The organism is Citrobacter amalonaticus (assembly GCF_037053465.1).
Classification (GTDB): domain Bacteria; phylum Pseudomonadota; class Gammaproteobacteria; order Enterobacterales; family Enterobacteriaceae; genus Citrobacter_A; species Citrobacter_A amalonaticus_H.
Window position 1 is genome coordinate 34197 of the sequence record NZ_JBALIF010000011.1, and the last position, 22563, is coordinate 56759.

The following is a 22563-nucleotide window of genomic DNA, read 5'->3' on the forward strand; positions in this document are numbered from 1 at the left end:
TGCCTCCTTAACGGGTCATGTTGATGCCGGACGCTTTTTGCTCCAGCATACGTTTGGCCAAATCCACGATGACGGCGGCGGCTTCTACCGGCGGCGTACCCCCCTGGTGGATGTTGGAAATACAGGTACGATCGGCCTCCACAGTCGTCGCCACGCGTGGTGAATAGACCGCATAGCAGGAGAGACTTTCCGACTGCCCCAGCCCCGGACGTTCGCCCACCAGCAGAATCACCACCTTCGCGCCGAGGATCTCGCCAATCTGATCTTCTATCTTCACGCGGCCATAGCGGACAAAGAATGGCGTCCCGACCTTCAACCCGGCCTGTTTCAGACCCGACAGCAACGGCGGCAGGATCTCTTCGTAGTTCGCGGTGATGGCATCGGTAGACAGGCCGTCAGACACCACTACCTGCACATCCGGACTCATTACGCACTGTGACTTCAGCGCCTCAATCGCTTCCGGGCTCAGACGACGCCCCATATCCGGGCGCGTCAGGTAGAGATTCTTGTCGCTGATTTCCGAGCGCACTTCCAGCAGTCCCTGCGCTTTCACCCACTCTTCCGGCATCTCTTTCAGCACGGTGTCTTTCGAGCGTGAGTGATCGGCGAGAAAACGCAGCAGCGCCTGGGTGCGTGGACGTGGACCCGCCCGTCCAGTGCAGACGCGTGCGGCGGTACTCCGGCGCAGTTCGGTCAGCACCTCGGCGCGGTGCGGATTTTCAACGCCGATCCAGGCTTTCGCTTCTGCGGAACCCAGATCCAGCGCACAGCTTTCTGCCGCCGACGGTGCCGCGCACTGCGGTTTGCTGCAAGTCGGTGTTGATGGCGCTGAAGTCTGAGGTTGGGTCTCTCCCATTGACGCCATTACGCTGCGTACAATTTCTTCAATCTGTTTTTGATCCATGGTTTTGTCATCCCCGCGTCATCAGAAGAACAGTGACGGATCGCCCGCCCGTTTGGTCAGGCGACCATTTGCCATAATGCCCATCGTTTCCAGCCAGCGTTCAAACTCCGGCGACGGGCGCAGATTCAGTAACTGGCGTACGGTCGCGGTATCGTGGAAGGCGGTGGTCTGGTAGTTGAGCATGATGTCGTCACCCAGCGGCATACCCATGATGTAGTTACAGCCCGCGGTGGCGAGCAGAATCATCAGGTTTTCGTTGAGGTTCTGATCGGCATCGGCATGGTTGGTGTAGCAGCAGTCACAGCCCATCGAGATGCCGCTCAGCTTGCCCATAAAGTGATCTTCCAGACCGGCGCGAATAATCTGGCGGTCATTGTAGAGATACTCCGGCCCGATAAAGCCCACCACGGTGTTAACGAGGAATGGGTCATAGTGTCGCGCCAGCCCATAGTTACGCGCTTCCATCGTCACCTGATCGGCACCGAAGTTGGCCCCCGCAGACAAAGCAGAGCCCTGCCCGGTTTCAAAGTACAGGCAGTTTTCTCCGGCGATACGGTTAAACTCCGCCCCTACAGCCCGCGCTTCGTCCAGCATCGCCAGCTCCACGCCAAACTCTTTTAAGCCCTTTTCGCTGCCGCAGATACTCTGGAAGATCAGCCCGCCCGGCGCGCCGCGGCGGATTGCTTCAATCTGGGTGGTGACGTGCGCCAGCACGCAGCCCTGAGTCGGAATGTTGAACTTGTCGATCACCCCGTACACCGTGTCCAGCACGCGGCTTAAGTTCTCCACGTCATCGGTTACCGGGTTCACGCCAATCACCGCATCACCTGCGCCGAAAGAGAGCCCTTCGTAGATTTGCGCGGCAATACTCTGCACGTCATCACGGGTGTCGTTCGGCTGCAAACGGCAACTGAAGGTGCCCGGGATGCCGATCGTGGTGTTGGCCTTTTTGATCACCGGCATCTTCTTGCCGCCGTAGATCAGGTCAGCGTTGGAGCAGATTTTCGCTACCGCAGCGACCACTTCCGAGGTCAACCCTTTGCGCGTAAAGGCAATATCATCCACCGAGGTGTCATCACTCAGCACGTACTCACGCAGCTCACTGATGGTCCAGTTTTTAATGCGGTTGTAGGCCGTTTCGTTGACGTCGTCCTGAATCAGACGCGTGACGCAGTCCTCTTCATAGGAAATCACCGGGTTGTTGCGAATATCCGCTACCGTCATTTCCGACAACACCTGTTTCGCCGCCACGCGCTCCTGCGAACTTTGCGCCGCGACGCCTGCCAGCACATCCCCCGAACGCAGTTCGTTGGCTTTTGCCAGCACCTCTTTTACATCCTTAAACTGATAAACATTGCCGAACAATGTGGTCTTTAGTTTCATAAGTCGTTCCCTCAGGAAGGAAATGCGAGTGATTTCACCGTCACCGGCACAACCGATCCGCCAAAAAGAGGCGTACCAATGTCGATATAGTCCCCCGCCCGGACAACCACCTCATCGATGACCGCCAGCGGGAGTTGCTGTAACTGTGGGCGTAACAGCATGCCCAGGGCTTTACCAAAGTCCTGCTCGGCCACCACCAGCAGGGGATGCGGATTCGGAAAACGCGCGACAAACGCCAGCAGCGCGTCGATGACCGTGAGTAATGCGGCGTAACGCACCGGCAGCGTGGCGGGCAGCGCCAGTACGTAAGCGTCAGTTTGCGGATCGAGATCCAGTTGCATCAGCGCCTGTTGCCACGCGTCAACCAGATCGGCGTCATCCACCGGGATCGCCACCGGCAGATTGCGCAGCGGCAATTGAACGCCCTCCAGCCAGATGGTACTGCCGGAGAGCGACAGCGTGTGCGCCCCCGCGCCAATCACCGTGGCGCGCACGGTTTGCGCCGGAAATTGCACATTCATGGCGCGCAGTCGCGGATTTTCATGCAACGCGGTGGCGAGCAACGGGCCAATATCGGCAAAACAGAACGGATCGGCAGGCAGATTGCGATAGCACTCGCCCACTCCGCCGGAAAGGGTAATCACCTCAGGCTTCATCCCTGCAGGCAGTAATCCGGTCTGCATCAGCGCGTGCGCCAGCGGCGACAGCGTTCCATCAATAACCTCAACAATCAGGTCCGCCATCCGCTGTGCCACCTGCTCCAGTTGCGTGACGGTCAGCGTGCGGGCGTCGGTTCCGGCACCGAACAGCTCGTCAACAATCCTCTGTCCGGGTTGATGGGCATGAACCACGCGTCCCTGGCCGTCGGTTTCCAGCAAACGCCCGCCAACGTTGAGACAAGCGGTTCCCGCGACTTTACCGGCGTCAAACAGCGCGTAATTCGAAGTGCCGCCGCCGATGTCGATATTCAGTACCCGGCACATACGCTGCTCAGAGAGGGTTTGCGCCCCGGCGCCATGACCGGCAATCACCGACTCCAGATGCGGTCCTGCGCTGGCGACCACAAAATCGCCGAGCGATTGCGAGAGCGCCATTACCGCCGGACGCGCGTTGCGGGTCTTCGCACTCTCACCGGTAATGATGATGGCCCCTGAATCCACCGCTTGCGGGGCGATACCCGCCGCCTGATACTGCGCCAGGATCAGCGCTTTGAGCTCAGCCTCCTTCAGCCCGCCCTGCTTATCGACGGGCGTAAAGAAGACCGGACTTTGCCAGCTAATGTCGCGTTTGATGAATTCGTAACGGGGCACCTGCGACACTGCCGCACGGTTAACCAGCTCCAGGCGCGAGAAGATCACCTGAGTGGTGGTGGTGCCGATATCGATACCGACGCTCAGTAGCTGGCGCGTGTTCACGATTGCGCCTCCACTTCCGTTGCAGCCGGGACATCTTCATCTTTAGGCACCAGCATCATCGCCACACCAATCGCCGTCACACCGCCAATCAATTTGCCGACAATCATCGGGAAGATCATGGCGTTCATGTTAGCCGCGGCGAAACCTAAGTGATCGCCCAGCGCGAAGGCGGCGGAGACCGCAAAAGCGCAGTTGATGACTTTGCCTCGGGTATCCATCTGCTTCATCATGCCGAACATCGGGATGTTGTTTGCCAGCGTCGCCACCATGCCGCCTGCCGCCATATTGTTGATTTTCAGCAGGCTACCGACGCGCATCAGCGGTTTTTCAAACCAGCGGGTCAGCAGCAGGACCATCGGATAAGCGCCAAGCAACACGCAGGAGATAGAACCAATGACTTCAATGGCGCGCATCACTTCACCGGGGGTGTCGCCAGGCGCCATGAAGATTGGATCGAGACCCGGAATCAGCTCCCAGCCCAGCAGGAATTTAATAACTGCCGCGGCAAGGCCAATGGTGATCAGCGCCACGAGGAATTTGGCGAAGATCTGGAAACCGTTGATCATTTTTTCCGGGATAAATTTCAGCCCCAGCGCCACCAGCACGGCGACGATGATCACCGGGATCATATTCATCAGGATCAGCGCGAAGGTGAACTCCACCGGTTGACCGTTGATCTCAACGCCCGAGTACATCGCCACCAGACCACCGGCGATACATCCGATAGGGATGGTGACAATACCCGCCAGCACGCCAAGCGCCAGATAACGACGGTCAGACGGCTCGATAATGCCCAGCGCGACGGGAATGGAGAATACGATGGTGGGTCCCATCATCGCCCCAAGAATCAGCCCGGAATAGAGCCAGGCCGCCACATCGCCCCCCGCCAGCTCTTTGGCGAGGAAGAAGCCGCCCATGTCGCACGCCAGCAGCGTGCCGGCGAACATAGACGGGTTAGCGCCAAGCATTTCGTACAACGGAATAATCACCGGACCAAGCAGTTTGGCTAACACCGGCGCCAGCGCGGTCATACCGACCATCGCCAGCCCCAGCGCGCCCATCGCCATAAACCCTTCTTCAAACTGGCCGCCGGAGCCCTCAATGCTCTTACCAAACTTACCGAGGAAGCGCGCCGACCCGCCGAACTGCGACAGGATCCTGTCCACGGCGGCAATCAGCATAAAGAACATCATGATGTACATGATGATTTCGTTAATTCCCATACCCTTATCTCCATTTGCCAGGGGTTTCGTAGGCCAGATAAGCGCAGCGCCATCAGGCAATGATGCCGCGTTATGCCGGATGGCGGCGCGAACGCCTTATCCGGCCTACGTCCTGGTATGCTTTTATTGTGCCGCCGCGTACAGATCCACAATTTGTGCCTGCGTGGCGGTGCGTGGGTTACTGCGAATACAAATATCCTCCAGCGCGGCTTGTGCCCATGCGCTGTAATGCCCGGGCGTTGCCCCAACGTCAGAGAGCCGTTGGGTCTGGCCCACTTCGCTAATTAACTCGCTGACGGCGGTGATGGCGTCGCGATCGTCGGATTTCTTATTGGTTAATGCGCGCCCGATATGGCTGAAACGTTCGCGACACACCAGGCGGTTAAAGCCCATCACCGTCGGCAGCATCATGGCGTTCGCCTGCCCATGCGGAATGTGTAATGTCGCCCCCGGCTGATGCGCCATCGCGTGGCACAATCCAAGCCCTGCGCTGGAAAACGCCATCCCTGCCATACAAGAGGCGAGCAACATGCTCTCCCGCGCCGCCAGGTCGTGGCCGTAGCCCACCGCTTTCGGCAGCGATTTGCCGATCATGGCGATGGCGCCAATCGCCAGACTGTCGGTGAACGGTGAGGCATTCAGCGCGCTATAAGCTTCAACGGCGTGCGTCAATGCGTCGATCCCGGTCATGGCCGTTACATGAGGCGGTACCCCTTCGGTTAGCGCGGCATCGAGGATTGCCAGGTCCGGCATCAGCGAAGCATGCGCCAGCACCTGCTTGCGCCCCGTCGCCGCGTCGATAATCACCGTTACGTTGGTGGTTTCCGACCCGGTTCCAGCGGTCGTGGGTATGGCAATCAACGGCAGACGTGGGCGTAATGCGCTCTGTTCCGTCATCTCCGCCAGCGTCTGCGTCGGATTGGTCACCAGCAGGGCGACCGCTTTTGCCGCGTCCAGTACCGAGCCGCCGCCAAAGGCCACCACGCCGTCGCATTTTGACTCGCGCAATTGCGCCACCGCCGCGCAAACATCGGTAATACAGGGTTCGCCCACCGGACACGGCCAGACCGTCATCGCCACGCCTTTCATCGCCAGGCTGCGTTCAAGACCGGCTGTCATCCCCGCCTGATGCAGAAAACTGTCAACCATCACGAACAGGTGATTCAATCCCCGCGTTTGCGCTTCCTGTCCGCAGGCGCTCAGCGCCCCCAGCCCGCACAGCGTCATCGGCGGTACGCTGAATGTCTTCACGCGTTGCAGATTCAGGGTATCGAATGCCTGAAAGAGCGCCGTCTGCAATTCAGCTTGCATAGATTCCCTCCGCTTTCTCTTTCCCGCTGCTGGCAATCGCCAGCGGTGTCATAAACAGGCTGTGTTGCGGGAGATGCACCTGTAACGCCGGAAAGCGTTTACGGAACAATTCGTCCACGCCCGGCTGCATGCAGGAACCGCCCGCCAGCCATAAATCCGCAATCCCTTGACCTTCGATATGACGGGCGACGATCTCCGCCATTTTTTCGTAGACCGGCTTCACCACTGGCCAAATATCCTGCGCATTACTGCGCTTGACCTGCTCCGCGTCCTCCAGTGGGATGCGGCGGTTACCTGCCAGCGTCAGGGAGATATGATGCCCGCCGGTCGCTTCATCGGCGGAGTACGTCACCTTGCCCTGTCTGACAATGGCAATCCCGGTCGTGCCGCCACCAATATCCACGACGCCGGCGTTATCCAGTTGCAGCAGGGAGGCAACCGCCGTCGGCTCATCCAGTACATGACTGACCTCCAGCCCGGCAGACTCCAGCACATTGATGGAGATGCGCGGGTCGGTTCCCGGCGGGAACGAGGTCGCCGCGTGGGTAAACCGACAGCCAAGCTGTTTTTCAAGCGTATCGAGATGGCGACGCACAATAGTGACCGCACCAAAGAAATCCCAGACGATGCCGTCGCGAACAACATCAGCCCAGTCAAGGCATACCGCCACCGGCTGACCGTCGCCGTCGACCACCATTGACACCACGTCGCAAGTGCCCAAATCGACCCCCAGCCACAGCGCGGAATCGCTCGCGGCGGGCGCCTGATTACACAGGTCAGCGGCTTTTTGCAGTCTGGGGGAGAGCCATTGTTCGTCGAATGCCATCTCTTTTTCCTTAAACGATGCGGAACGCATCCACCAGTACACAGCGACGCAGCCGCACAAAGGTGCGCGCGCTGGTCACCCCTTCTCCGGTTGGCGTGGTGATGGTCATGGTGGTCCAGCCTTCACCGCCCAGCCCCAGCCCGGCGATACAGGGTCCGTTCTTGACGAAAATGCTGGTATCAATGGCGTTCGCCATCTGGTTCATGTTGTCGATATTGCGCGAGTGCATCGCCGCCGTGTGGTGACAGCCACCTTCCAGTTGCACCGCCAGCGCAATGGCCTCTTTAACGTTCGCCACCCGGACAACCGGCAGTACCGGCATCATCAGTTCCGTGACAGCAAACGGATGGGAAGCAGGCGTTTCAACAAACAACAGGCGGGTTTGCTCGGGTACGTTCAAGCCAATTGCCGCCGCGATTTTTGCCGCATCGCGCCCCACCCAGTCACGGCTGACCGTGCCTTTGCCGCGCTCATCGATATTTTTCAGTAACACAGGTTCGAGTTGTTCGGCCTGCGCCGTCGTCAGTTTGACTGCGTGCTGGTCTTCCATCAGACGCATCAGTTCATCCGCCACGCTGTCGACAACAATCAGCACCTTCTCATCAGCACAAATGATGTTGTTATCAAAAGAGGCGCCTTTGACGATGGATTGCGCCGCCCGCACCAGATCCGCCGTCTCATCGACAACCACCGGCGGATTACCGGCACCGGCTGCGATCAGGCGTTTGTTGGTGTGTTTGCGGGCCGCGTCCACTACCGCTTCGCCGCCGGTGACCACCAGCAGGCCAATGCCCGGGTACTTAAACAGACGCTGCGCGGTTTCGATGTCCGGATTCGCCACGGTCACTAACAGGTTTTCCGGGCCGCCAGCGGCGACCACCGCCTGGTTAAGCAATGTGATGGCGCGTTGTGAGACGCCTTTCGCCGCCGGATGGGGGGCAAAAACCACGCTGTTACCCGCAGCAATCAGGCTGATGGCGTTATTGATCACCGTCGCCGCCGGGTTAGTTGATGGCGTCACTGAGGCGACGACGCCCCACGGCGCATTTTCGATAAGCGTCAGGCCGTTATCGCCAGTCAGCACCTGCGGCGACAAACATTCCACGCCCGGCGTGCCGCGCGCCTGCGCCACATTTTTAGCAAATTTATCCTCAACGCGTCCCATGCCGGTCTCTTTGACGGCAAGCTCCGCTAATTCTCTGGCGTGTTTTTCGCCCGCGTTACGAATGGCCGCGATAGCAAGCTGACGCATCGCCACGCTTTTTAGCCCCTGTTGAGCGACTTTTGCTGCCGCCACCGCATCATCCAGGGAGGCAAAGACGCCCATTTCATGAACGGCGGTCGCAGGCTTACTGCTGTCTTTCATTTTCAGCAGTACCGCTTTAACCACCTGTTCAATATCCTGTTGATTCATGATGTTCAGTCCTATTTGTGGAATATCACCTGACCGCCAGCCACCACTTCATCGACGATACCAATCACGCACAGATCGACAGGTGACGCTTCGCTGCGATGCGCCTGACGAGCAGAACTGCCGCTGACCAGCAGCACCCACTCTCCGGTTCCCGCCCCGATGCTGTCGATGGCGACGGCGCACTGACCATCAGGGTTTCCCTGAGCGTCAATCATCTCCACCATCAGCAATTTGTCGTGTGCCAGTCCCTGATGGCGTACGGTACAAACGATTTGTCCTGTGACGACTGCCAGTTTCATACCCGCCTCCGTGGGTTAGGTTGTGCTGCTGTCCTGTAGGCCGGATAAGCGCAGCGCCATCCGGCATTCAGTGATTACATATTGTTGCTGTCGCCTTTGAAGCTGATCGGGAACACTTCTTCCAGATCGCCATGCGGACGCGGGATCACATGAACAGAGACCAGTTCGCCGATACGCTGTGCCGCTGCGGCACCAGCATCGGTCGCCGCTTTGCAGGCCGCGACATCGCCACGCACCATCGCAGTGACCAGACCACCACCAATCTGTTTCACACCAACCAGCTTCACGCGTGCAGCTTTTACCATCGCATCTGAGGCCTCAATCAGTGCAACCAGGCCCCGGGTTTCAATCATTCCTAAAGCTTCCATTGTGTTTTCCTCTCATGGGGTCCAGAACGGGACCATTTATACAACCAGGGTTTGTGAGTCACGTTCGCGGCTCACGTCAGTCTGGCGCGGCACGGCTGCCACCAACGCCAGTTCGATAATTTCCTGTACGCTACAGCCTCGCGAAAGGTCATGAAGCGGTGCGGCAAGCCCCTGAATCAGCGGCCCGACAGCGCGATACCCCCCCAGACGCTGGGCGATTTTGTAGCCAATATTGCCCGCCTCCAGTGACGGGAAAACCATCACGTTGGCGTTGCCCCGTAGCGGACTGGCCGGCGCTTTTTGCGCGGCGACCTCCGGCACAAAGGCGGCGTCAAATTGCAGTTCGCCGTCCACCAGCAGCGTGGGCGCGCGTTCGCGAACGATCTCTGTGGCTTGCTGTACGTTGGCGACGCAAGGATGGCGGGCACTGCCATGGCTGGAGAAAGAGAGCATCGCCACACGCGGCTCTTCCCCGGTGATGGCACGCCAGGTGTCGGCGCTGGCAATGGCGATATCCGCCAGTTGCGCCGCCGTTGGCTGCGGCACCACGCTGCAATCGGCAAACCCTAACGCCGGTCCGACGTACTGCGGCAGCATCAAAAAGATCGACGACAGCGTTTTGCATCCTTGTTGCAAACCAATAATGCGTAAGCCCGCGCGCAGCACACTGGCCGTTGAGGAGAGATTGCCTGCGATACAGACATCCGCCTGTCCGGCGCTGACCATCGCCGCGGCAAACATCAGCGGATCATTGAGTTTCTCAAGGGCATCCGGCGGCGTTTTCTCTCCGGAACGGTCGAGCCAGCGCTGGGCGAACGCTTCACGCATCGCCAGATTGCTGTACGGATCGATAACCTGAATCCCGTCCAGCGCCACCCGATGAGTGAGGGCGAACTGACGCAACGCGAACGGACTGACCACCAGAATCGGGCGTGCCAGACCGTGATGTTGCAGATAGTGCGCCGCTTTCAGCACGCGTTCGTCTAACGCATCCGGAAAAACCACCCGGGCCGGGGTGCGCAGGGCCAGTTCACGGGCGCGTTCAATGATCATTGTTCACCTCCCAGTCGCTGTTGGATCTCACCGACGCTGAGCGGATGCTTTGTAACGCACAGAATCATCATCACGTAGACCGCGCTGGAGAGCCGGTTCAGCGCCTGCAAAATGTCCGGGCGCAGAACGTCAAAACCGCGGGTGATAAAGACCTGAGCGGCGATCGTCTCGGTCTCGCGAACTTTGGTGCGCAGCAGATTCAGGAGTGCGCACTCGCGGCCATGGCTGGCTTCCGGCACCAGGTGATCGTGATCCAGATAGCGCAGCGGCTGATGAGAAAGACGGTGCAGATCCTCTTCGCTCAGCCCGACAATGGACTGCGCCGCCAACGGCTCATCCATCGCATCGGCGCGCATAATGTTGCCCAGCCGCGAACGGATATCCGCCAGCCACGGCTGCCAGGACTCCGCCAGTTCGATTTGCAGCCATACCGCCAGCGCAATCGTGCTGTCCAGCGCGGCGCGAAAGGCCAGACGCGGGTCGCTTTTGGCAACCATTTTCTCCGCCGTCAGGTGGGTCAGCGTGTCGGGCTTTTTCGCCACCGGCTGACGGCACAGTTCGCAGCAGGCCTGCGGATGCGTGTCGCTACTGGTTAAACCGTGTACCGGCTGCGGTTGCTGCTGCGCGTCGTCAACAAACAGACTGCCCTGCTCATCCAGAAACTTGATGCGCAGGTGACGGCTTTCCAGCAGTTCGCGGGCAGAGGGCGTCAGACGCGCGTCAGCGGGGAGATGGATTTCCGCCCCTTCGCTGAGCGTATGGTTCGCTCTGAGCCATGCTTCGGTGATGAAATCGTTCATACCGATTGCCAGTTCGCAGGCCACGCAACGTACAGGAAGCGCACGGTCGTCGGCGTGCCAAATTCAATGCTTGAGCCTTTCGGGATAAACATGACATCCCCGGCTTTGGCAATCATCGTTTCGCCTTCATGACGAACATGCAGTTCACCATCCAGCACCATGTCGATTTCGTCGTAGTTCAGCGTCCACGGGAAGAACGCGTTATCCCACTGCATGAAACCGGCGGCCATACTGCTGCCGTCCTGTTCGGTGACGAGATCCGTCAGCCCGACGCAGTGCGGCTGCGCGCCGTCGAAACGACCAAACTTCACGCTGCTACCGTCAATGACTTTGATGCCGCCTTTGCCGGTAACCGATTTAAAGCCCGGCTGCATTCCACTTTGCTCAAGCGACTGTTTTTCCTTCATCACTTTGTCCATGAGCTGCGAGACCAGGCTCTCGGTGAACTGCCCTTCCGGCAATTGAGCGATGATGGTTTCGCGAATGCGCTGGGTTTCCGATTTGGTCGCATCCGTGCAGGCAGACGCCGAGGTCGGCTCCTCACCTTCCACAATAGTGACCCCCAGCAGTTCCGCGACTTCTCGGGCTTCCGGAGTGATGATGCTGGCGCGGAGTACAACCGATATCTCCTGTTCGCCTCGTGCGTGCGCCGCACGTATATCGTTAGCTGTGATAAGTTTTTTCACCTGCCCCTTCCTCCTTTTGGCTAAGCTCAGTCAGATAGTCCACCAGGTGCTGCACGCTTTGCGGGTCATGGCTGTTGAGTTCGAAAATCGGCTCCTGAAACCCAATCCCGCGCAGTAATTCGCGCGTCGCGGTCACGTCGGCATCCGGCATATCCGTTTTGCTGATAACGGCGATGTGTCGTTTACTGGCACCGATATCTAACAGTCCGGCAGGTAAGCGACTTTCTTTATCATTGGCTGCATGGACATAAATCAGCGTATCGACATCCTGCAGCGTGGTAATTAAGGCGTGATACCAACGGGGATGACTGAAATATTCCCCGGGGGTGTCGATGTCGCCTTTTTCATTAAATTCCACGGCCTGCGTTTTTCTGGCGAGGGAGTAATTTCCCTGTAGCGCATTAAAAAGCGTTGTTTTTCCCGCGCCGACCGTGCCCACAAACGCAATACGTTTCATCCGCGCCTCAAATTAGCTTTTTGTCAGATCGCAAAGGGTGAACTGTAATAAACGCCCCAGCCCGCTGACCGTTTGCAACAAGGCTTCTTCGACCGCACCGACTGAGCCGTAAATCACCAGCGCACCGCTGAACCGGTCGAGAAAACCGATATGAACGTCAGCCGCTTTCATCGCGAGATCGCCCGCTATCATTGCGGTTTCCCCTGGCGTCAGGGTCATAATGCCAATAGCGCCCGCTTCGGGAACGCCGATCTTTTTTGCCAACTCCTCGCCAGGGTGCGCAATGAGATGCGCCAGCGTAACCTGTTTGCCGGGAACAAATTCCTGAATGATGCGTTCTTTATCCATTGCTCACCGCCTGTGTTGAGACTGAGCTTATCGTGGCAATTTTTTGTCAGGGTAAATAACAAAATTCGGCAAGGTGATTTAAAAGGTGAAGTAGATCACTTAGAAAAGAGAAATAAAAAAGCGCGGGAGAAACCCGCGCCGGAATTAATTAAAGTGAAATTACAGCGGTTGTGTTTGCGCTTCCACGACAGCCAGCGCAACCATATTTACGATACGCCGAACGGAGGCAATCGGCGTTAATACATGCACCGGTTTTGATACCCCCATCAGTACTGGCCCCACCGTCACGCCTTCCGAGCTGGAGACACGCAGTAAGTTGTAACTGATACGCGCCGCTTCCATATTCGGCATCACCAGAATATTGGCTGACCCTTTCAGCGGGCTGTCCGGCATCCGGTCATGACGGATACTCTCCACCAGCGCGGCATCACCGTGCATTTCACCGTCAATCATCAGATCGGGCGCACGCATCTTAATCAGCTCCAGCGCGGCGCGCATTTTGCCCGCTGACGGACATTTGGACGAACCAAAATTCGAATGTGACAACAGCGCCACTTTCGGTTCGATACCAAAGCGACGAACGCTTTCCGCCGCCATAATAGCGATTTCCGCCAGATCTTCCGGGGTCGGATCGTCGTTGACGTAGGTATCCGCAATAAAGGTGTTGCCGCTCGGCAGCAGCAACGCATTCATCGCCCCGGCAGTGTGGACCCCTTCACGGTAGCCAAACACCTCTTTCACCACGCTGAAGTGCTCGTGGTAATCGCCGATAGTACCGCAGATCATCGCATCCGCTTCGCCACGTTGTACCATGATTGCGCCAATTACCGTGGTATTCGCGATCACCGCACGCTGGGCCTGCTCCTGGGTAATGCCACGACGCTTCATGATCTGATAATACTCACTCCAGTACTCTTTAAAGCGCGGATCGGATTCGTTGTTCACGATCTCAAAATCGACACCGGCTTTGATCTGGAGTCCCAGTTTCTGAATGCGCATCTCGATGACGCTCGGACGACCGATCAGGATAGGCTTCGCCAGCCCCAACGTGATCAGTTCCTGCGTGGCGTGCAGTACGCGTGCCTCTTCGCCTTCCGGTAGCACGACGCGCTTCGGATCTTTACGCGCCTGCGAGAAGATCGGTTTCATAAACAGGTTGGTTTTGTAGACAAATTCCGTCAGCTTATCGACATAGGCGTCGAAATCGGCAATCGGGCGTTTCGCCACGCCGGACTCCATCGCCGCTTTGGCAACGGCCGGGGCGATTTTGACAATCAGACGCGGATCGAACGGTTTAGGAATGATGTATTCCGGACCGAAGCTCAGATCCTGATCGCCATAGGCTGAGGCCACCACTTCGCTTTGCTCGGCGTGCGCCAGTTCCGCAATCGCGTGAACCGCAGCCAGCTTCATCTCTTCGTTGATCGCCGTCGCGCCCACATCCAGCGCCCCACGGAAGATGAACGGGAAGCACAGCACGTTGTTAACCTGGTTCGGATAGTCAGAACGCCCGGTACAGATGATGGCATCCGGGCGCACCTCTTTTGCCAGCGGCGGCAGGATTTCCGGTTCCGGGTTCGCCAGCGCCAGGATCATCGGCGCGCGGGCCATTCTCTTGACCATCTCCTGAGTCAGCACTTTCGGACCGGAGCAGCCGAGGAAAATGTCTGCCCCGTCGATCACGTCATCCAGCGTGCGTTTGCCATTGTCTTCTACCGCGTAGGCCGCTTTGGTCTCCGCCATGTTCGGTTCGCGATCTTTGTAGATAACCCCTTTCGAGTCGCAAACCACGATGTTGTGCTTCTGCATCCCCAGCGCTACCAGCAGGTTCATACAGGCGATCGCCGCTGCCCCTGCGCCAGACACGACCATTCGCACATCAGAGATGTTTTTCTCTACCACCCGCAAGCCGTTAAGGATGGCAGCGGTACTGATGATCGCGGTGCCATGCTGATCGTCATGGAACACCGGAATATTCATGCGCTCGCGCAGCTTCTGCTCAATATAGAAACACTCCGGCGCTTTGATGTCTTCCAGGTTGATCCCGCCAAATGTGGGTTCCAGCGCGGCAACGACGTTGATAAATTTATCCGGATCGAGTTCATCGACTTCGATATCAAATACGTCAATACCGGCGAATTTCTTAAACAGAACGCCTTTGCCTTCCATTACCGGCTTACCGGCCAGCGCGCCGATATTGCCCAACCCCAGCACCGCCGTGCCGTTTGAAATCACCGCAACCAGGTTGCCACGGGCGGTATATTTGTACGCTGCCAACGGGTCTTTTTCGATTTCAAGGCAGGGAGCCGCGACGCCTGGCGAGTAGGCCAGCGCCAGATCGCGCTGTGTGGCAAGAGGTTTGGTCGGAGAGACCTGGATTTTACCTGGTATCGGGAATTCGTGGAAATCAAGAGCGCTTTGTTTTAACTGGTCATCCATCTTGTTGTTCCTTTCACGTATCGTTCAAAAAAGTCACACGGAGTCTGATGCGTCGCACATTATCACCGCACTGCGGGACGCAAACTTTGAAGGTCACCAAACTATCATGACTTAAATAAAGAATTTGTAATCAACTTATAACAACCATGTTACCTGCCTGAGCCAGCAATACCATGCCTGTCTGCTATGCTTTTTTGTGGCGCACCTCATCTATTTCTCAGAAGTGTGAATTAAAGCACTCACCTAACACCTTACTTTTCAAGGAGTATTTCCTATGAACCAGTTAGACGGCATCAAACAATTCACCACTGTTGTGGCCGACAGCGGCGATATTGAGTCCATTCGTCATTATCAACCCCAGGATGCCACCACCAACCCCTCGCTGCTGCTGAAGGCCGCCGGGCTGGCGCACTATGCCCATCTGATTGACGATGCAGTCCTGTGGGGCAAAAAACACGGCAGAACCCAGGAGCAGCAGGTTGTCCAGGCCTGCGACAAGCTGGCCGTGAATTTTGGTGCGGAAATTCTGAAAAGCATTCCGGGTCGCGTTTCTACTGAAGTGGATGCCCGCCTCTCGTTCGATAAAGAAAAGAGCATCGAAAAGGCACGCCATCTGGTCGATTTGTACCAGCAGCAGGGCGTGGAGAAATCCCGCATTCTGATTAAGCTGGCCTCAACCTGGGAAGGCATTCGCGCCGCAGAAGCGTTAGAAAAAGAGGGGATCAACTGCAACCTGACGCTGTTGTTTTCCTTTGCCCAGGCCCGTGCCTGTGCCGAAGCGGGGGTCTTTTTGATCTCGCCATTTGTCGGACGCATTTATGACTGGTATCAGGCCCGCAGTCCGATGGATCCGTATGTGGTGGAAGAAGATCCGGGCGTGAAGTCCGTGCGTAATATCTACGATTATTTCAAACAACATCGCTATGACACGATCGTCATGGGCGCCAGTTTCCGCCGCACGGAGCAGATCCTCGCCCTGACGGGCTGCGATCGGCTAACCATTGCGCCGAACCTGCTGAAAGAGTTGCAGGAAAAAGATGAGCCGGTTATTCGCAAACTGGTGCCATCGTCGCAAACCTTCCCTCGCCCGTCGCCCATGACCGAAGCGGAATTCCGCTGGGAACACAATCAGGACGCGATGGCCGTAGAAAAACTCTCTGACGGTATTCGTCTGTTCGCCGTTGACCAACGCAAACTGGAAGACCTGCTTGCCGCCAAACTCTAAATCTTGCCATGGAGTTACCTATGTCCCGTAAAGACCTTGCCAATGCCATTCGTGCGCTCAGTATGGATGCCGTTCAGAAAGCCAACTCTGGTCACCCCGGCGCGCCAATGGGCATGGCGGATATTGCTGAAGTGCTGTGGAACGATTTCCTCAAGCACAACCCGAGCGATCCAACCTGGTATGACCGCGACCGTTTTATTCTCTCTAACGGCCACGCGTCAATGCTGCTGTATAGCCTGCTGCACCTGACCGGCTACGATCTGCCGCTTGAAGAGCTGAAGAACTTCCGCCAGTTGCACTCCAGAACACCTGGGCACCCGGAAATCGGCTATACCCCGGGCGTTGAGACCACCACCGGGCCGCTGGGCCAGGGGCTGGCGAACGCCGTTGGTCTGGCGATTGCGGAACGCACGCTGGCGGCGCAGTTCAATCAGCCGGATCACGAGATTGTCGATCACTACACCTGGGTGTTTATGGGCGACGGCTGCCTGATGGAAGGCATCTCGCACGAGGTTTGCTCGCTGGCAGGAACGTTAGGACTGGGCAAGCTGATCGGTTTTTACGATCACAACGGTATCTCCATTGATGGCGAAACCGACGGCTGGTTTACCGATGACACCGCCAAACGGTTTGAAGCCTACCACTGGCATGTGGTTCATGAAATTGACGGTCACGATCCGCAAGCCGTGAAGAGAGCGATTGAGGAAGCACAGCGCGTGAAGGACAAACCGTCGCTGATTATCTGTCGGACGGTGATCGGCTTTGGCTCGCCAAACAAAGCCGGGAAAGAGGAATCTCACGGCGCGGCGCTGGGTGAAGAAGAGGTGGCGCTGACCCGCCAGAAACTCGGCTGGCACCATCCACCGTTTGAGATCCCAAAAGAGATCTACCGCGCCTGGGACGCGCGTGAGAAAGGCAAAAAAGCGCAGCAGCGCTGGAAAGAAAAATTCGCCGCGTATGAGAAAGCCCATCCGCAACTGGCCGCCGAGTTTACGCGCCGCCTGACCGGTGGACTGCCCGACGCGTGGGAAAAAACCACGCAGAAATACATTAATGAATTGCAGGCGAATCCCGCTAAAATCGCCACCCGCAAAGCCTCGCAAAATACCCTCAATGCCTTTGGCCCGCTGCTGCCGGAACTGTTAGGCGGGTCGGCGGATCTTGCACCGAGTAACCTGACCATCTGGAAAGGCTCCACCTCGCTGAAAGAAGACGTGGCAGGCAACTACATTCACTACGGCGTGCGTGAATTCGGTATGACCGCCATCGCCAACGGTATCGCTCATCACGGCGGATTTGTGCCCTATACCGCCACCTTCCTGATGTTCGTTGAATATGCGCGCAACGCAGCGCGGATGGCGGCGCTGATGAAGGCACGACAAATCATGGTCTATACCCATGATTCCATCGGTCTGGGAGAAGATGGTCCGACGCACCAGGCGGTGGAGCAGCTTGCCAGCCTGCGTCTGACGCCAAATTTCAGCACCTGGCGCCCCTGTGACCAGGTGGAAGCGGCGGTTGGCTGGAAGCTGGCGGTTGAACGTCATGATGGACCGACGGCGCTGATCCTGTCACGGCAGAACCTGGCGCAGGTGGAGCGTACACCGGAACAGGTTAACCAAATTGCCCGCGGCGGCTATGTGCTGAAAGACAGCGGCGGCAAACCGGATATTATTCTGATTGCCACCGGGTCTGAAATGGAGATTACTCTGCAGGCGGCGGAGAAACTGACCGGCGAAGGACGCAACGTGCGCGTCGTCTCCCTGCCCTCAACGGATATTTTTGATGCCCAGGATGAGGCGTATCGTGAATCGGTACTGCCGTCGAATGTCAGTGCTCGTGTGGCAGTGGAAGCGGGTATCGCCGATTACTGGTACAAATACGTGGGGTTAAAGGGGGCGATTGTCGGGATGACGGGTTATGGTGAATCAGCACCGGCAGAAAAGCTGTTCCCGTACTTTGGCTTTACGGTCGAGAACATTGTGGAGAAAGCGCATAAGGTATTGAAAGTCTGACGTCCGCAACGCCGGATGACGACGCTAACGCGTCTTATCCGGCCTACAGATAGCATCGCCGGATGACGACGCTCACGCGTCTTATCCGGCCTACAGATAACATCGCCGGATGACGGCGCTGACGCGTCTTATCCGGCCTACAGATAGCAACGCCGGATGACGGCGCTGACGCGTCTTATCCGGCCTACAGATGGCATCGCCGGATGACAACGCTCACGCGTCTTATCCGGCCTACAGATAGCAACGCCGGATGACAACGCTGACGCGTCTTATCCGGCCAACAAATAGCGTTTCGTAGGTCGGATAAGACGCAGTCGCCATCCGACAGAAAATTAACGCGTTATCCACAGCGTGGGCCAGGCATCTGGTCCATGCCAGCCATCACAGCTTGGCTCTTCGGCATAACGCACCAGACGAAATCGCTGGCCGTCAAAACGCCAGCGCGTCTGGATCCCGCAGTCGGTTAACCCTCGCCCCTTTGCCAGGGTGATCAACTCCCGCGACTTCTCGTCAAACACCGCGTTCATCAGCTCCATATCATTGCTTTCCGCACCGCGGTTAAACGGTAAACGTAAGCGCACTGCATGAGAAGCCAGCGGTTTTTTCCGTGACACAATCCAGGCCAAATCAATGGTGTTGTACGCCCCGGCTTCGCAGGCAATCATCATCAGGGCTTTATCATCGGTGAGAGCGGTAACACGAACTTCACGGCGTGAGGGATCCAGCGAACAGCGAATCCCCTCCATGCGCCAGTTACCATAATCAAGCAGATCGTTACGTTCATCGAGAGAGAGCGGCGTGGGCGTGGGGTTGACGACCGCCACGCCTTTCAGCGCCGGAGCAGGAGGAACGCTGAGCGGTGGATCGTCGCCTTTTTCAATCCACGCGGTTTCACTGCCCACACGCTTTTGTTGCGCATCGATAAATAACAGCGCCGCCTTCAGCCCGGTCAGTGAGATCGCCTGTTTGCCCTTTTGCAAAGTCAGCGCTTTCCCTTCCTGAATCGTTTGTAAAAAGCCCGCTATCGTCGACGTGTCGTCGGTCATCAGATGCCACGGCGTGATGCGCCAGCGTTCGCTAGTCAGCGGCAACGGTTTGCCGTCCAGCAACAGGCGTGGGGCAATATCCGCTTCGTTGGCAGGCGCAGTCAATCCGCCGAGATCAATGCGCAAAACGGCATCAGTATGCGCCCCGGCGCTACGGCTTAAGGTCATCACCAGACCGCCATGTTCACCGGTATTACGCGCAACGCAGAAATTTTGGTTATTACAGGTCACCTGCCAGTCAGAAAAAGCCTGTTGCGCGGGCGCGGCCCACAGCAAACGGACCGGAATCAGACCGAGCAGGATAAAAAAAATAACGCGATAGCGCATGGACGGTGATAACCCCAGATGTCAAAGCAACAACACAGGTCGTATCTTCGTTGTGCCGCAGGGCATGCTCAATCGGATTTGTCGGATAGCATTGCGCATAGGTAAAGAAATATAACGTTTATTTATCAATCCATTAAGTGAGATGATTGCAAATAATTGAGCAATAACACGGTCTTACCGTCTCGTATCTCGCCGGATTTAACCATTTCCAGCGCCTGGCTGAACGGCAATTCCAGCACCTCAATATCTTCATCTTCGACGCCGCCTCCGGCATTGGCGCGCTGGTTTTCGCTATATTCCGCAATAAAAAAGTGAATCAGCTCCGTCACGCCGCCGGGCGACATGTACAGCTCAAAGAGTTTGCGCACTTCACCGACTTCGTAGCCGGTCTCTTCAATGGCCTCTTTGCGAATGCAGGCTTCGGGTTCGTCGTTATCCAGCAATCCGGCGCAGGTTTCGATCAACTGCCCGCTTTCGTTGCCGTTGACCCACGTGGCTACGCGGAACTGGCGAATCAGTACCACGGTCTTTTTCTCTGCGTTGTACAACAGGATCGTGGCGCCATTCCCGCGATCGTATACCTCACGCTTGTGGCGGATCACTTCGCCATTCGAACGGGTCAGGTCATAAGTGATATTGCGCAGGATAAAATAATTATCAGAGAGGACTTTATCTTTAACGAGGGTGATTTTTTGCGACATACCGGCTCCACAGCGTAAGAAGAGAAATCATACTACGCCGCGAATCCGGTTTTGTCTGTGTAAGATAAGGCTGATTTATGCCGGATAGCGGTGAATTGTAGGCCTGATAAGCGCAGCGCCATCAGGCGCGGGTAGCCGGATGCCGGCTACGCCTTATCCGGCCTACAGGATAGTTAAACGTTTGTAGCCCCTAACCAGTCGATGATCCCCTGCGCGGCATGGCGTCCTTCCGCCATTGCCGTAACGACCAGATCGGCGCCGCGAACGGCGTCACCACCAGCAAAGATCTTCGGATTGCTGGTCTGGTAGCGATACGTGCTCTCAACATTGGCGGCGATCCGCCCCCAGTTATCCACGGTTACGCCATGTTTCTCCAGCCACGGCATTCCGTGCGGATGGAAACCAAACGCCATGATCACGGCATCGGCGGGCATGACAAATTCGCTGCCCGCGATGGGCACCGGACGCCGACGCCCCTGGGCATCAGGTTCTCCCAGTTGTGTACGCAGGAAGCGAACGCCGCAGACGCGCCCTTCTGCGTTCAGCTCCAGTTCAATCGGCTGAACGTTAAACTCGAACGCCGCCCCTTCTTCGCGAGCGTTTTTTACCTCTTTTTTCGAACCGGGCATATTGGCTTCATCCCGGCGATACGCACAGGTTACCTGGCTTGCGCCATGACGCAGCGCGGTACGCACGCAGTCCATCGCCGTATCGCCGCCGCCCAGCACAACGACATTCAGCCCGGCGGTGTCAATGTAAGGTTCTGCGGGGAGTTCCTGGAGCCCCATCATCTGTTTGGTATTAGCGATCAGGAAGGGCAGCGCGTCGTAAACGCCCGGCGCATCTTCATTGGGCAGATCGGCCTTCATTGAACGGTAGGTGCCCACGCCGACAAACACGGCGTCATAATCCTGTAACAACGCCGCCATTTCGACGTCTTTGCCCACTTCGCAATTCAACTCAAAATGAATACCCATGGCGCTGAAAATTTCCCGGCGACGCGCCAGCAACGATTTATCCAGTTTGAAGGCCGGGATGCCAAAAGTTAGCAGTCCGCCAATTTCAGGATGGCGGTCAAAAACGGTGGCGCTGATGCCATGACGCGCCAGCACGTCAGCACAGGCAAGGCCTGCCGGACCGGCGCCAATAATGGCGACACGTTTATCCACGTTTTGAACCTGGCTGAGATCCGGCCGCCAGCCCTTAGCCAACGCGCGATCGGAGATATAACGCTCAATATTGCCGATGGTCACTGCGCCGTGCTCATCACGCACCGTACAGGCCCCTTCGCACAGCCTATCCTGCGGGCAGACGCGACCGGTAATCTCCGGCAGACAGTTCGTCTGGTGTGACAACTCCACCGCCGCGTCAATATTCCCGGCCTTCACCAGTTCTATCCACTGTGGAATATGGTTGTGCAGCGGGCAGGTCCATTCGCAGATACTGTGCTCACCGCATTTCAGGCAGCGGGAAGCTTCCTGTTCCGCCTGCGCGGTACGAAATGGCAGATAGATTTCGTCAAAGCTGGTCTTACGCGCCTCAATGGCCAGCTTATCCGGTTCGCCTCGCGCAGGTGTCGCGCGCATTTGCTCAATTTTGCTTATCCCACTTGACGCCGACACCGTCGCATCCGCATGCCAGGGTTGACTTTCCTGGCGGGCGGTACGCAAACGCCGCGCCTTTGCCAGGCGGGTTAACGCTCCTTCCGTCACCAGTTGCAGCGCATCAGCCGGGCAGTTTTCCACGCAGGCGGGGCCGTTTTCGCGCCCCAGACAGAGATCGCATTTGTGCGCCGCCGCTTTAACCTTTTCTTTCGCGACAGGCGCCAGCACAATCTGCATGGTGCCAAACGGACACGCCACCACGCAGGATTTGCAGCCAATGCACTTTTGCTGATTGACCTGCACACTGTCGTTAATGTGGCTGATTGCGCCGTTGGGACAACTGCGGGCGCAGGGCGCATCTTCACAGTGGTGACAGGTCACCGCGCTGCGCTGATGCTGATGTTTAATCACGGCGATCCGGGGCTGATAGTGACGTTGGCTCAGGACATGTTGCTCTTGATTGTGGGCCATAACGCAAGCCACTTCGCAGGCATGACATCCCAGGCACTGCTGGCTATTGGCCATAATAAAACGATTCATGGCGACCTTCTTTTTTGGTTGTAAAAACCTTATTCTTTATATGACCGTTGTTATTAACCGACTGTCCGCATGTCGGCAATGTCCATTTGCCCAGGAAGCCCATCTATTTCTACAGAACCTGTGGCAGATCAATTTATTTCAGCCTGGGTGAAATTGCGTTTCGGAACTGCAAGAGATTT

Annotated in this window: 20 protein-coding genes; 2 read left to right on the forward strand and 18 right to left on the reverse strand. The window is 57.2% G+C overall.

Annotated elements, in window-relative coordinates; translation table 11 throughout:
- Positions 1-7: 7 nt before the first annotated feature.
- From eutC to maeB, 15 genes are all read right to left on the reverse strand, one after another.
- Positions 8-904 (reverse strand): ethanolamine ammonia-lyase subunit EutC, encoded by an 897-nt coding sequence (gene eutC, locus WB371_RS17310; RefSeq protein WP_336221273.1) that lies wholly within the window; start codon positions 902-904, stop codon positions 8-10.
- Between the two features lie 21 nt (positions 905-925).
- The gene (eutB, locus tag WB371_RS17315) at positions 926-2287 is read right to left on the reverse strand and encodes an ethanolamine ammonia-lyase subunit alpha (RefSeq protein ID WP_336221274.1); all 1362 of its coding nucleotides are present in this window, start codon (positions 2285-2287) and stop codon (positions 926-928) included.
- A gap of 11 nt (positions 2288-2298) precedes the next feature.
- A complete protein-coding gene (eutA, locus tag WB371_RS17320; RefSeq protein ID WP_336221275.1) occupies positions 2299-3702 on the reverse strand; it encodes an ethanolamine ammonia-lyase reactivating factor EutA in 1404 nt (467 codons plus the stop codon).
- Positions 3699-4925, reverse strand: a complete 1227-nt coding sequence (gene eutH, locus WB371_RS17325; protein ID WP_336221276.1) for an ethanolamine utilization protein EutH — start codon at positions 4923-4925, stop codon at positions 3699-3701. The genes eutA and eutH overlap by 4 nt, the downstream gene beginning before the upstream one ends.
- Positions 4926-5048: 123 nt before the next feature.
- A complete protein-coding gene (eutG, locus tag WB371_RS17330) occupies positions 5049-6236 on the reverse strand; it encodes an ethanolamine utilization ethanol dehydrogenase EutG (protein WP_336221277.1) in 1188 nt (395 codons plus the stop codon).
- A complete protein-coding gene (gene eutJ / locus WB371_RS17335) occupies positions 6226-7062 on the reverse strand; it encodes an ethanolamine utilization protein EutJ (RefSeq protein WP_336221278.1) in 837 nt (278 codons plus the stop codon). The genes eutG and eutJ overlap by 11 nt, the downstream gene beginning before the upstream one ends.
- 10 nt (positions 7063-7072) lie before the next feature.
- Positions 7073-8476: an aldehyde dehydrogenase family protein gene (locus tag WB371_RS17340; RefSeq protein ID WP_336221279.1), complete on the reverse strand. Its 1404-nt coding sequence runs from the start codon at positions 8474-8476 to the stop codon at positions 7073-7075.
- Between the two features lie 11 nt (positions 8477-8487).
- Positions 8488-8775: an ethanolamine utilization microcompartment protein EutN gene (gene eutN, locus WB371_RS17345; protein ID WP_042317652.1), complete on the reverse strand. Its 288-nt coding sequence runs from the start codon at positions 8773-8775 to the stop codon at positions 8488-8490.
- Between the two features lie 74 nt (positions 8776-8849).
- A complete protein-coding gene (gene eutM, locus WB371_RS17350; RefSeq protein WP_336221280.1) occupies positions 8850-9143 on the reverse strand; it encodes an ethanolamine utilization microcompartment protein EutM in 294 nt (97 codons plus the stop codon).
- A gap of 36 nt (positions 9144-9179) precedes the next feature.
- On the reverse strand, positions 9180-10196 hold the full coding sequence (gene pta, locus WB371_RS17355) for a phosphate acetyltransferase (protein WP_336221281.1): 1017 nt from the start codon (positions 10194-10196) through the stop codon (positions 9180-9182).
- Positions 10193-10996, reverse strand: coding sequence for an ethanolamine utilization cob(I)yrinic acid a,c-diamide adenosyltransferase EutT (eutT, locus tag WB371_RS17360; protein WP_336221282.1), 804 nt, complete (start codon positions 10994-10996; stop codon positions 10193-10195). Before eutT ends, pta begins: the two co-directional genes overlap by 4 nt.
- Positions 10993-11682: an ethanolamine utilization acetate kinase EutQ gene (eutQ, locus tag WB371_RS17365; RefSeq protein WP_336221283.1), complete on the reverse strand. Its 690-nt coding sequence runs from the start codon at positions 11680-11682 to the stop codon at positions 10993-10995. The genes eutT and eutQ overlap by 4 nt, the downstream gene beginning before the upstream one ends.
- Positions 11660-12139: an ethanolamine utilization acetate kinase EutP gene (gene eutP, locus WB371_RS17370; protein ID WP_336221284.1), complete on the reverse strand. Its 480-nt coding sequence runs from the start codon at positions 12137-12139 to the stop codon at positions 11660-11662. The genes eutQ and eutP overlap by 23 nt, the downstream gene beginning before the upstream one ends.
- A gap of 12 nt (positions 12140-12151) precedes the next feature.
- The gene (gene eutS / locus WB371_RS17375; protein ID WP_336221285.1) at positions 12152-12487 is read right to left on the reverse strand and encodes an ethanolamine utilization microcompartment protein EutS; all 336 of its coding nucleotides are present in this window, start codon (positions 12485-12487) and stop codon (positions 12152-12154) included.
- A gap of 159 nt (positions 12488-12646) precedes the next feature.
- The gene (maeB, locus tag WB371_RS17380) at positions 12647-14926 is read right to left on the reverse strand and encodes an NADP-dependent oxaloacetate-decarboxylating malate dehydrogenase (protein WP_336221286.1); all 2280 of its coding nucleotides are present in this window, start codon (positions 14924-14926) and stop codon (positions 12647-12649) included.
- Positions 14927-15200: 274 nt separating this feature from the next.
- Between maeB and tal the strand changes: the two genes are divergently transcribed.
- Positions 15201-16151, forward strand: a complete 951-nt coding sequence (gene tal, locus WB371_RS17385) for a transaldolase (RefSeq protein WP_336221287.1) — start codon at positions 15201-15203, stop codon at positions 16149-16151.
- Positions 16152-16171: 20 nt separating this feature from the next.
- Positions 16172-18166, forward strand: a complete 1995-nt coding sequence (gene tkt / locus WB371_RS17390) for a transketolase (RefSeq protein WP_336221288.1) — start codon at positions 16172-16174, stop codon at positions 18164-18166.
- Positions 18167-18498: 332 nt separating this feature from the next.
- Here tkt and WB371_RS17395 read toward each other — a convergent pair whose 3' ends face one another.
- The 3 genes from WB371_RS17395 to aegA form a co-directional block, all read right to left on the reverse strand.
- A complete protein-coding gene (locus WB371_RS17395) occupies positions 18499-19539 on the reverse strand; it encodes a DUF1176 domain-containing protein (RefSeq protein WP_336221289.1) in 1041 nt (346 codons plus the stop codon).
- 125 nt (positions 19540-19664) lie between these two features.
- Entirely contained in the window at positions 19665-20240 is a 576-nt protein-coding gene (nudK, locus tag WB371_RS17400; RefSeq protein ID WP_336221290.1) for a GDP-mannose pyrophosphatase NudK, read from the reverse strand.
- Positions 20241-20413: 173 nt separating this feature from the next.
- On the reverse strand, positions 20414-22384 hold the full coding sequence (gene aegA / locus WB371_RS17405; RefSeq protein ID WP_336221291.1) for a formate-dependent uric acid utilization protein AegA: 1971 nt from the start codon (positions 22382-22384) through the stop codon (positions 20414-20416).
- Positions 22385-22563 lie beyond the last annotated feature (179 nt).